The organism is Thalassolituus alkanivorans (assembly GCF_020447205.1).
GTDB lineage: Bacteria > Pseudomonadota > Gammaproteobacteria > Pseudomonadales > Oceanobacteraceae > Venatoribacter > Venatoribacter alkanivorans.
The window spans coordinates 49,615-61,851 of the sequence record NZ_JAJAEL010000013.1; the positions used below are offsets into that span (position 1 = coordinate 49,615).

Consider the following 12,237-nt stretch of genomic DNA (forward strand, 5'->3'; position numbering starts at 1 on the left):
GCACGATCGCCGGTTTAAACAATCCGCTCAGCCGTATTTCAACGGAAACCGTGCTTGAGACATGATGTTTAAAAAATGCGCTGGATCTGAAACGCGGCAGTGCGGTGATGGTTTTCTGCGCCTCTGGGGCCGCCGCAGAAACCGCTGATATGTCTGGTCTGTCCGCAGGGTCGGTTAATGCTCCTGCCAAACCGACATTTCCGCCATCCATGGCGGTCATATTCCGAAACCCTGCAGGCACAAAAAAACCGGCCGAAGCCGGTTTTTTTGTATCTGGAAAGCAATGCTTTCTGGGCGTTGCGAGCGACGGTCAGCCGCGGCGGAAGTTTCTGAGAAAGCGCAATGTAGATGTCCTACCTGAGCATTTCAAAGAAACTTCCAACAAAGGCTGGCCGAGCGCAGCAGACCAGAATTACATACGTTCCCAAACGGTCGCGATACCCTGGCCTAAACCAATACACATGGTAGACACACCGTACTTACCACCTTCCTGCTCAAGCACGTTGATCAGAGTGGTAGAGATACGCGCACCGGAACAACCCAGTGGGTGACCCAGAGCGATGGCACCGCCATGAATATTTACACGGCTGTCAGCGATTTCGGTCAGTTTCAGATCCTTGATGCAAGGCAGAGACTGAGCACCGAAAGCTTCGTTCAGCTCCCAGTAATCGATATCGGTAACGTCCAGACCAGCGCGCTTCAGTGCTTTCTTGGTCGCAGGAACCGGGCCGTAACCCATGATCGCTGCATCAACACCGGCAACCGCCATACCAATGATACGGGCACGTGGCTTGAGGCCCAGTTCCATTGCTTTCTCGTAGCTCATCAGCAGCATGGCTGATGCACCATCGGTGATCTGAGAAGAAGTACCGGCAGTTACGGTACCGCTCTTAGGATCGAAAGCAGGACGCAGGTTACCCAGGCTTTCAACAGTAGTTTCCGGACGGATAGTTTCGTCTTCGGTTACCAGAATCTGTTTGCCTTCAGCATCGTGGCCGTACATCGGAACGATTTCGTTCTTGAACTTGCCTTCCAGGGTCGCTTTGTGAGCCAGACGGTGAGAACGCGCGGCGAACTCATCCTGCTGCTGACGGGTAATACCGTGCATTTTGCCCAGCATTTCCGCAGTCAGACCCATCATGTTGGATGCTTTAGCGAAGTGCTTTGAAGACTCAGGGTTGTGGTCAAAACCGTGCTGCATGTTCACGTGACCCATGTGTTCAACACCACCAACAACGAATACATCGCCGTTACCGGTCTGAATAGCCTGAGCCGCAGTGTGGATAGCAGACATTGCAGAACCACACAGACGGTTAACAGTCTGAGCACCCGCTTCTTTAGGCACAACAGTCAGCAGACCGATCTGACGTGCAACGTTGAAGCCCTGTTCCAGAGTCTGGTTTACACAGCCCCAGATAACGTCTTCAACCAGAGCAGGATTAACGCCCGGGTTACGTTCGAACAATGCGTTGATCAGATTTGCAGAAATGGTTTCCGCACGTACGTTGCGGAATACGCCACCTTTGGAACGACCCATAGGTGAGCGCACTGCATCAACAACAACAACGTCTTTTGGATTGTAAGACATGGTTTAAATCTCCTAGTGCGCCTATTAACCGAAGTAGCTTTCGCCGTTCGCAGCCATTTCACGCATACGAGCGGTTGGTTTGTACAGATTGCCCAGGTCGGCGTACTTGTCGCACAGAGCAACAAACTCAGCCATACCAACGGAATCCATGTAACGGCACGCACCACCACGGAATGGAGGGAAACCAATACCGAAGATCAGACCCATATCGGCTTCTGCCGGAGTATCAACGATACCTTCTTCCAGACAGCGGGCGATCTCAATGCACATTGGGATCATGCAGCGTGCGATGATGTCTTCAGCTTCGAAGTCTTTCGCTTCAGCAACCACTGGCTTGATCAGATCGTAAGTAGTCTGATCAACAACTTTCTTCGGCTTGCCTTTCTTATCGGTTTCGTAAACGTAGAAACCTTTACCGTTCTTCTGGCCGTAACGCTCGTTTTCGAACATCACTTCCATAGAGGTTTTGAAGTCAGCCTTCATACGATCCGGGAAGCCTTCCGCCATTACTTCGTTGGCGTGAACACCGGTATCGATACCAACAACGTCCAGCAGGTATGCAGGACCCATTGGGAAACCGAATTTCTCCATTACTTTGTCGACTTTCTGGAAGTCAGCACCGTCGCGGACCAGACCAGCGAAACCAGCGAAGTAAGGGAACAGTACACGGTTAACCAGGAAGCCCGGGCAATCGTTTACAACGATCGGGGTTTTACCCATTTTCTTGGCGTAAGCAACCACAGTGGCCACAGCTTCAGGAGAAGTCTTGGCACCACGGATAACTTCAACCAGTGGCATCATGTGCACAGGGTTAAAGAAGTGCATACCCAGGAAATTTTCAGGACGCTTCAGGTCAGCAGCCAGCAGGTCGATAGAAATGGTAGAAGTGTTAGACGTGATGATCGCATCTTCGCGAACTTTGTCTTCCAGCTCAGCCAGAACCATTTTCTTGACTTTAGGGTTTTCAACAACCGCTTCAACCACAGTGTCGACATCGCCGAATTCTGCATAAGACAGAGTAGGACGGATGCGGTTCAGGGTTTCACCCATCTGCAGAGGCTTCATTTTCTTACGCTCTACGCGCTTGGCCAGCAGCTTGTTCGCTTCGTTCAGGCCCAGCTCGATACCCGCTTCATTGATGTCTTTCATCATGATCGGGGTGCCTTTCAGCGCAGACTGGAAGGCAATACCGCCACCCATGATACCAGCGCCCAGCACAGCAGCTTTATTGGTTGGCTTAGCAGCCTTGTCGAATTCTTTTGCTTTCTTCTTCAGCAGCTGGTCGTTCATGAACAGACCGATCAGAGCGTTGCTTTCAGAAGTTTTTGCCAGTTGTGCAAAGCCTTTGGCTTCCACTTCCAGTGCTTTATCACGACCCATGTTGGCCGCTTTCTGCATGGATTTGATGGCAACGATTGGCGCTGGGTACTGACCTTTGGTCTGACCAGCAACGAAACCTTTAGCGGTTTCGAAAACCATCATCTGTTCCATCGTGTTCAGCTTCAGCTTGGAAGTTTTTTCTTCACGACGGGCCTGCCAGTTGATTTCGCCAGCAATGGCGGCTTTCAGCATGGCAACAGACTGTTCTTTCAGTTTGTCAGCAGCAACAACGGCATCAACTGCGCCGTCTTTCAGTGCTTTCTCAGGCTTGTTCTCAGCGCCCATGCAGATCCATTCGATCGCATTGTCAGCACCGATAACACGTGGCAGACGGACAGTACCGCCAAAACCAGGCATCAGACCCAGTTTAACTTCTGGCAGACCGATCTTGGCCTTGTCAGACATAACGCGCAGGTCGGTAGACAGACACATTTCGAAGCCGCCACCCAGAGCGATGCCGTTAATAGCAGTCAGGGTAGGAACGGACAGATCTTCGATAGCACAGAAGATTTTGTTGGCTTCGAGGCCCCAGGCCACGATTTCTTCTTCGCTTTGCTTGAAGGCTTCACCGAATTCGGTGATATCCGCGCCGACGATAAATACGTCTTTACCAGATGTAACTAAAACGCCTTTAACGTCGCTGTTGCCTTGAATCGCTTCAACTGCTGCCTTCAGGTCTTCCAAAGTAACGCGGTTAAACTTGTTAACAGAGTCGCCTTGCAGATCGAATTTCAATTCGGCGATGCCGTCTTCGATCAAATTTACCGTGATGGCTTTACCTTCGTAAATCATCAACTGATCTCCACATGGTGGTTAGCTATTGACTGATCTGCCCGGAAGCGGATCAGCATTCTGCCTGTTGGTGAAACAACGCCCGCTGATGTTCATAAAACGAACAATTCATACGAGCGTTTGAATCTGAGTGGCACACATTCGGGGAAAGCGGTTGGAAAGTCAATAGAGAAGCAGGAATTGACGGGCATGCTGCTTATTTTCTGCACAAACCACGATCCTGAACGGCGCTATTTTAGCAGGTAAAGGGTCATTCGTGTTGAAAGACGATCACCTGACAGGTGGAAGTTATTCTGCCGGGCAGGAACCCGGTCACGGGTACGAGACCACAGACAACCACCGCCCTATCCTGGCGCATTAAGCTACTTTTTGTTCATTTTTGTTACAGTTTGTAATGTCCTATAGGGATAAAATGGCCTATCTCATACACTCCTTGCGGAAAGGATGTAATTCTTTCACGACAACTATCTAAAACAAAAAGAAGAAAACATGATGCGTCTAGCCTTCAACACCGCACGACTGGTGGTTCTGTTGTTACTGAGCCAGGCCGCACTCGCGACCCCACAGCAATTACTGACCGATTTACAACATATGCGCCTTGCCGCAACCAACGCCGTCACCAACTTTTATATGTTTTCTGGTTTGGATGCCGACAGTAAATACGAGCGCCGTATTGATCAGAGCATGAAGAAATTCAATGACAGCCTGACCAGTGCCCGCCAGCTGGCTTCCATCAACGGCATGGGCGACAGTGTTGCCAGCATTGATGCCGACTGGAAGAAGCTGTCTGAGCTGATGATGATTAACCGCAACGACATGCTGAAGCAGGGCTATCCCAACGTCCGTCTGGTCGATGAAATGGGCCGTAAGAGCATGGAAATTGTGAATAAGGCATCGGATGCCTACAGCAAGCTGGAACAAAGCAGTGGCATTAAGCCCAGCCCAATCGTGCAGAAAGCCCGCGATCTTGCCTTACTGATGGAAGAAATCACCTCCCAGTATGCCGCCCGCGGTACGACCAACCTGGGCCAGGTATTTATGGGCAACTACTCCCGCACCCTGACCGAAATGGCCGAAGATTTTCAGCAACAGCTGACTGAGCTGGAAGGCATGATCAAATCACAGAAGACCGAAGTGCTGATGGGCAGTGTTAAAAGCAAATGGCGCTTTATGGAAGAGCGCATCAAGAATTACAACGAGAACACCGTACCGTTTCTGGTTGTCAGCTATAACGACCGTATCATTGAGCATCTGGAAGAGCTGGAGTCGATGTTCCAGTAAACGTTGCCTATAGCGGCTACACGCCATATAAAAAGCCCGCTCAGTGCGGGCTTTTTATTGTGCCGAATCGCTTAAAAAAGCGCTTAAAAAAACGCTTCCATAAAATGCTGATAGGCTGCAGCACTGGCCGTTTTGTTTTCAGCCGCCATCAGCGTCACGCGGTTGTCGTACACCTCCAGCATCAGCAGGTTATCCTGCAGCTGTGGCAACATACGGCTGATCAGTTCAGCATCGGCCGCACTGCCATGGTTATGCCAGCTCAGCCCTTCGGGCAAGCCTTCATTGTCCCAGCCCGCCTGACCCACAACACGGAATTTAAGATCCCCGCCCTGCTGCTTACCGCGCCGTAACAGCGTATAGCTGGTACCGGGGATGTCATCGCGGATACCGGTTTTGGCTGCGTCCGGTTTAAAGGTAAAGCTGCGTACCTGTAAACCACTGCGGATGGCTTCAAAACGCAAGGCCGCCAGACGGGTATCGCGTGGGCTGGGTTTCAGCCAGATGATGGAGCCAAACAGAGACAGCGCTACGGCCACCACAATCAGCCAGATCATAAGGTCATTTCCTCCAGCTCCAGCCAGCGTTCTTCCAGAGCTTCGAGCGCTGCTTCGGCATCTGCCAGCTGGGCCAGCACGGCCTGAACCTGTGCAGCGTCACCACTGTAAAAATTGGCATCAGCAGTCTGAGCGGCCAACGCATCACGCTTTGCTTCCGCTGCGGCAATCTGTTCAGGCAGCAGATCCAGTTCACGTTGCAGTTTGTACGACAGCTTTTTCTTTGGCTCTGCCGGCGCGATAGCTGAGGCAGGCTCGTCTTTTTTAACGGCTTTTTCACTGGCGCCAGCCGGTGCGCTGCTGGCCTGTGTGGCGCGGGCTTTCATCCGTTCCTGCCAGTCGGAGTAACCACCAACCTGCTCGTCGATCACGCCGTTTTCACCGAACACCCACAACTGCGTAACCACGTTATCGATAAAGGCCCGGTCGTGGCTGACCAGCAGCAGCGTGGCCTTATATTCCATTAGACGCTCTTCCAGCAATTCCAGAGTTTCCACGTCCAGATCGTTGGTCGGCTCATCCATCACCAGCAGGTTGCAGGGTTTCAGGAATAACTTGGCCAACAGCACACGGTTACGCTCACCACCGGACAAAGCTTTAACCGGCGTACGTGCCCGCGCCGGGGCAAACAGGAAGTCGCCCAGATAACCGATGATATGACGGCTCTGGCCATTCACTTCGACCTGGTCCTTACCATCGGCGACGTTATCGGCAATGGATTTTTCTTCGTCCAGCTGATGGCGGGCCTGATCAAAATAGGCAACTTCAAGTCTGGTACCACACTTAATGGTCCCGGACTGCGGCTCAAGCTTGCCCAGCAATAATTTCAGCAGCGTACTCTTACCCACGCCGTTGGGGCCGATCAGACCAATGCGGTCGCCACGCATCACTGTGGTGGAGAAATCGTTCACCTGCATCACGTCTTTCCAGGCGTAGGTCAGATGTTCGATTTCAAATACCTGCTTACCGGAAGATTCCGCAGCATTCATGCTGATATTGGCACTGCCCTGCACTTCACGGCGGGCCTTGCGCTCTTTGCGCATTTCTTTTAACCGCTCAACCCGGCCTTCATTACGGGTACGACGCGCTTTAACGCCCTGGCGAATCCACTTTTCTTCTTCGCTCAGGCGCTTATCGAATAAGGCGTTCTGGGTGGCTTCGTCTTCCAGGCGTTTCTCGCGGTATTCAACAAAGCTCAGGTAGTCGCCCTGCCACTGATACAGGTGGCCACGATCAAGTTCAACAATACGGGTCGCCAGATTCTGTACAAAAGCCCGGTCGTGACTGATAAAGACCAGTGCGCCGTTGAACTGCTTCAGCTGCTCTTCCAGCCATTCGATGGTGGCCACGTCCATATGGTTGGTTGGCTCGTCGAGGATCAGCAGATCCGGCTCGACAACTAAAGCCCGGGCCAGCATCACCCGGCGCTGCCAACCACCAGACAGTTCAGAAAACATCGACTCGCCGGGCAGATTCAGCTTCTGGATAATGGCTTCCACTTTCTGTTGCCAGCGCCAGCCATCGGCGGCTTCGATACGGGTTTGCAGCTGCTCCAGTTTTTTCAGGTCAGCATCCGCGCCTTTAGCGCTTTCATCATGGTACTGGGCTATTGCCAGACCAACATCCCCCAGCCCTTCGGCAATTACATCGTAGACCGGCGTATGTGTGGTCTGCGGCAGTTCCTGCTGCAGTGCGCTGACACGCAGCAGATCGCGGTATTCCACCCGGCCATCATCCGGCTGTACCTGACGGTTAAGAATTTTCAGCAGCGTCGATTTACCTTCGCCATTGCGGCCAACCACACACAGACGCTCGCCGCTCTGAATATCAAGATCGACCTTATCGAGCAGAACGTGATCGCCAAACGCCAGCTCAGCCTGTTTCAAACGCACTAATACCATGGAGCCTTAACCTTACCGCCGGAGAAAAGGCCGACAGTATACAGAGGAAGCGCCATCACCGCGCGGCCAGAACCCGGTCCAATGGAAAAGCAACGTTTGTCCCAGATAAAAGACAGTCTGTTTTAAATAGATTTGCAAAAAAGGCTATTGCATCTGCTATCGGCAACCGTTAAACAGCTCCGTTGCCCTTTGTGCATTTCGTTCTCATAACCGGTACATAATAATGACAATACATCTGAATCAGGGACATATTGCCGCTCTGATCATCGCCCTGGCTTTTTTCATCTGGATGGGAGCCGGCTCCTTGTCCGACGACGCCCCATTTGAAAACCCACGCCCACTGGTGATGGACAGTGGCCTGACACGGGTTCAGGTTGAGCGGATGAAAGGTGAGCTGGTTAATCGCGACATCACTATTTCTGCTCATACGGCTGCCAACCGCCGGGTTGAACTGAAATCAGAAATCCGCGGCAAAGTGATTGCTATCCATAAAGACAAAGGTGCCGCTGTTAAAGAAGGTGAGCTGCTGCTGGAACTGGATGCCCGCGACTGGCCGGCACGGGTAAAACAGGCGGAAGCCAATCTGCAACAACGCCAGCTGGAAGCCCGCAGCGCCCGCCAGCTGAGTGAACGCGGTCTGGCCAACGAATCACAACTGGCACAGGCTGCCACTGCGCTGGCCAATGCCGAAGCTGAGCTGACCAACGCCCGTATTCAGCTCAATGCCACCAAAATCCGCGCCCCTTTTACCGGTATTGTTGACCAGCGCATGGTTGAGATCGGCGATTTCGTCAAAGACAGCTCTCCTTTGCTGACCGTGCTCGATTTCACTCCATTTCTGGTAAAAGGCCAGGTGTCCGAACGCGACGCCGCCGACATTAATATCGGTGACGCCGGTTTTGCTGAGCTGATCAATGGCGACCGCGTCGATGGCCGTGTCCGCTTTATCGCGGCCGAAGCCGATGCCAAAACCCGCACTTTCCCGCTGGAGCTGGAAATCAGTAATCCGGGCGGCAGTATGACCAGCGGCCTGACCGCCAAGCTGCATATTCCGCAACCAGCGACCTACGCCTACTTTATCTCTCCGGCATTGCTGATTCTGGACGATGAAGGCCAGCTGGGGCTGAAAGGTATTGATGAGCAAAACCGCGTGGTATTCCGCGGCGTTAACCTTTTAAAAGCCGATAACAAAGGTATCTGGGTTTACGGTCTGGGCTCTGAGGCCAACATCATCACCGTTGGCCAGGGCTTTGTGGAATACGGTCAGCAGGTTGAGCCCGTCTATATGCAAGACACCGAAATCAGTGCCCAGCCGGAAGCGCCCAAAGACGACGCTGACGCCACTGCCTTAAGTGCGGGGTAAGGTATGAATTCGCTGATTGATGCATCCCTGCAGCGTTCACGCACGGTACTGATGCTGTTTTGCCTGATTGCGTTGGTGGGTATTGCCACGCTGATCACGATTCCGAAAGAAAGTAACCCGGATATTACCGTTCCTTTTGTTTATGTCTCGGTGGTGCACGATGGGATCGCACCGGAAGACGCCGACGCCCTGATTTACAAACCGCTGGAAAAGGAGCTGCGCTCCCTCGACGGGCTGAAAGAAATGGTGTCTACCGCCACCAGTGGTCATCTGTCGATCACGCTGGAGTTTTACACCGACGTAAATATCGATCAGGCCCTACTCGATGTCCGCCAGAAAGTGGATGACGCCAAAGGTGAGTTGCCCACCGACAGCAAAGAACCCAAGGTAAAAGAAATCAACGTCGCCCTGTTTCCGGTGATGGTGGTGACCCTGTCCGGCGAAGTGAATGAGTCTGCACTCTATGCCGTGGCCGAAGATCTGCAGGACCGTCTCGAAGCCCTGCCCGGCGTACTCGAAGCCACGATTCAGGGTAAGCGTGACGAAATCGCCGAGATCATCGTCGACCCGGCGCGCATGGATAACTACAACCTGTCGTTTAATGATCTGGCCCGGCTGGTTGGCAATAACAACCAGCTGGTCGCCAGCGAGGATCTGGACACCGGCGCCGGACGTTTTGGCGTCAAGGTGCCCGGCCTGATTGAAAATATTCCCGACATTCTCAAACTACCGGTCAAAGCCGATGGCGACACCGTGGTGCTGTTTCAGGATATTGCGGTGGGCCGTCTGGCTTACAAAGACCGTAAAAATGCTGCCCGCGTGAATGGTAAGCCCGCCGTCACGCTGGAGATCAAAAAGCGCATCGGCTCCAACATCATCGACACCCTTGATCAGGTAAAAGGCATCATTAATGAAGTGAAGCCCTACTGGCCGGCCGGTATTGATGTGGGTGTAACCCAGGACGAATCGGTACAGATCAAAGACATGCTCAACGATCTGTTCAATAACGTTCTGGTAGCAACATTACTGGTGATGATTCTGGTGCTCGGCAGTCTGGGTCTGCGCAGTTCGCTGATGGTCGGCATGGCCATTCCCGGTGCTTTTCTGATGGCATTGATTGTACTCAGCATGATGGGCTACACCCTGAATATGGTGGTGTTGTTCTCGCTGATTCTGTCCGTCGGCATGCTGGTTGACGGCGCCATCGTTGTGACCGAGTTTGCCGACCGGCGCCTGGCCGAAGGTGCGACCAAACTGCAGGCTTACAGCGAAGCGGCCAAGCGCATGGCCTGGCCAATTATCGCCTCGACAGCCACGACCCTGGCAGTCTTTCTGCCGCTGCTGTTCTGGCCCGGCACCACCGGCGAATTTATGAAATTCCTGCCGCTCACCCTGCTTTACACCCTGAGTGCTTCGCTGATTATGGCGTTGATTGTGGTGCCGACCATTGGCGCTGTTATGGGAAAGGATGGTCATCATAACAACGGTGCCCTGAGCGCCATCGAAGCCGCCGAACAAGGCCGCTTCGACGAGCTGAAAGGCTTTACCGGCGGTTATATTCGCCTGCTGTCGAAAGCTCTGAAGCACCCGCTGCAGGTGCTGGGTATGGCAATTGCGGCTCTGATTGGCTCTTTTGTGCTGTATGGCTCACTGGGACACGGCGTCGAGTTTTTCCCCGATGTGGATGCCGATATCGGCCTGGTCGATGTCCGTGCGCGCGGCAACCTGTCGCTGCTTGAGCGTGAAGAACTGGTACAGCAGGTGGAAAAACGCATTTTCGATATGGCCGAAATTCAGTCGCTGTATACCGCCACCTTTGTCAAAGCGCCTTCGGATTCCGCTGCCGACGTGATTGGCCGCATTCAGATCGAACTGGTGAACTGGGAGCATCGCCGCTCCGCCAACCAGATTCTGGCCGACATTGAACACCGCACCGCCGATATTGCCGGCATCATTATTGAAACGCAGAAGAAAGAAGGTGGCCCGGCTGCCGGCGCCGATATCCAGCTGCAGTTTACCGCCGCCAGCAATGAAGCCATGGTGCCTCTGCTGGAAGAAGTAAAAGCCATCTTTAATGCAGACCCGGAACTGAAAGACGTGCGCGACGACCGGCCACTGGAAGGCATTGAATGGCAACTGCAGATTGACCGCGAAGAGGCCACCCGCTACGGCACGGATATCGCCAGCACCGGCGCCATGATCCGCATGATTACCGGCGGCCAGAAAGTCGGCACCTTCCAGCCGGATTTCAGTGATGACGAAGTTGAGATTCTGCTGCGCTATCCGCTGCAGACCCGCAGCATTGATCAGTTTGAAGCCTTTAATATCAGCACGCCTTATGGTCTGGTGCCGGTCAGCAACTTTATGCAGCGTAACGCCGTGCCGAAATCGGGCGATATTGTGCGTATTGATGGTAAGCGCCGCTATCGCTTAACCGCCAACGTCACCGAAGGCGTGAACGCAACGGAAAAGATCCAGCAGCTCAGTGAAAAAATCAAAGACCTCGACTGGCGTGGTGCCGGTGTCGAGCCCCGCTTCCGTGGCGACTTTGAGCAAATGGGCGAAACCGGTGCCTTCCTCGGCAAGGCCTTCGGAATTGCCCTGTTCCTGATGGCTACCATTCTGGTGACTCAGTTCAACAGCTTCTATCAGGCCTGTCTGATTATGAGTGCCATCATTCTGTCCATTGTCGGTGTACTGATTGGTCTGATGATCCGCGGTGAGCCATTTGGCATTGTGATGAGCGGCGTCGGTGTAATTGCCCTGGCCGGTATTGTGGTGAACAACAATATCGTTCTGATCGACACCTACAACGTGCTTATACGTCAGGGACTCGACCCGGTTGATGCCGCTCTGCGTACCGGTGCCCAGCGCCTGCGTCCGGTATTACTGACGGCGGTTACCACCGTTATTGGTCTGCTGCCGATGGTGATGCAGTGGAATATCGACCTGCTCAACCAGCACTTTACGGTAGGCGCGCCGTCGTCACAGTGGTGGACACAGCTGTCGACGGCCATTGCCGGTGGCCTGACCTTTGCCACGGTACTGACGCTGATTCTGACGCCCTGTTTACTGGTTCTGGGGGAAAAACGTCATCTGCAGGCACGGCAAATGCCTGTCGTCAGTGAAAGCAGTACTCAACCCTCAGCCTGATCAGGCTTTATACAATCGGCTGGTGTCTTTCCGGACACCGGCCGATTTTTTGAAGAATTTCCGCAAGTTACTGAAAAAAATCAAAAAAATCTCAGAAATAGCGTTGACATAAAGATCCGCGTGAGTAGAATGCCCACTCACTTTGCAGGGGGTGATTAGCTCAGCTGGGAGAGCATCTGCCTTACAAGCAGAGGGTCGGCGGTTCGATCCCGTCATCACCCACCA

Annotated in this window: 8 protein-coding genes and 1 tRNA gene; 4 read left to right on the forward strand and 5 right to left on the reverse strand. The window is 53.2% G+C overall.

The features are described from left to right. From LGT44_RS08790 to fadB, 3 genes are all read right to left on the reverse strand, one after another. On the reverse strand, positions 1 to 220 hold a 220-nt coding region (locus LGT44_RS08790), incomplete at its 3' end, for a hypothetical protein (RefSeq protein WP_230333571.1). 192 nt (positions 221 to 412) lie between these two features. Then, positions 413 to 1,588 (reverse strand): acetyl-CoA C-acyltransferase FadA, encoded by a 1,176-nt coding sequence (gene fadA / locus LGT44_RS08795; RefSeq protein WP_145469464.1) that lies wholly within the window; start codon positions 1,586 to 1,588, stop codon positions 413 to 415. Between the two features lie 24 nt (positions 1,589 to 1,612). Further along, entirely contained in the window at positions 1,613 to 3,760 is a 2,148-nt protein-coding gene (fadB, locus tag LGT44_RS08800) for a fatty acid oxidation complex subunit alpha FadB (RefSeq protein ID WP_145469537.1), read from the reverse strand. Positions 3,761 to 4,249: 489 nt separating this feature from the next. On the opposite strand from fadB, the gene LGT44_RS08805 reads away from it, so the two are divergent. Further along, on the forward strand, positions 4,250 to 5,041 hold the full coding sequence (locus LGT44_RS08805; RefSeq protein ID WP_145469463.1) for a hypothetical protein: 792 nt from the start codon (positions 4,250 to 4,252) through the stop codon (positions 5,039 to 5,041). An 83-nt stretch (positions 5,042 to 5,124) separates the two neighbouring features. On the opposite strand, the gene LGT44_RS08810 is transcribed toward LGT44_RS08805, so the two are convergent. After that, the gene (locus tag LGT44_RS08810; protein WP_145469462.1) at positions 5,125 to 5,595 is read right to left on the reverse strand and encodes a hypothetical protein; all 471 of its coding nucleotides are present in this window, start codon (positions 5,593 to 5,595) and stop codon (positions 5,125 to 5,127) included. Then, positions 5,592 to 7,496, reverse strand: a complete 1,905-nt coding sequence (locus LGT44_RS08815; protein WP_230333573.1) for an ATP-binding cassette domain-containing protein — start codon at positions 7,494 to 7,496, stop codon at positions 5,592 to 5,594. The genes LGT44_RS08810 and LGT44_RS08815 overlap by 4 nt, the downstream gene beginning before the upstream one ends. 223 nt (positions 7,497 to 7,719) lie before the next feature. Here LGT44_RS08815 and LGT44_RS08820 point away from each other — a divergent pair, with 223 nt between their 5' ends. The 3 genes from LGT44_RS08820 to LGT44_RS08830 all read left to right on the forward strand — a co-directional run bounded on the left by LGT44_RS08820 (position 7,720) and on the right by LGT44_RS08830 (position 12,237). Next, positions 7,720 to 8,859 (forward strand): efflux RND transporter periplasmic adaptor subunit, encoded by a 1,140-nt coding sequence (locus LGT44_RS08820; RefSeq protein WP_225691743.1) that lies wholly within the window; start codon positions 7,720 to 7,722, stop codon positions 8,857 to 8,859. Between the two features lie 3 nt (positions 8,860 to 8,862). Further along, a complete protein-coding gene (locus tag LGT44_RS08825) occupies positions 8,863 to 12,012 on the forward strand; it encodes an efflux RND transporter permease subunit (RefSeq protein ID WP_230333574.1) in 3,150 nt (1,049 codons plus the stop codon). A 149-nt stretch (positions 12,013 to 12,161) separates the two neighbouring features. Next, a tRNA-Val gene (locus tag LGT44_RS08830) sits at positions 12,162 to 12,237 on the forward strand.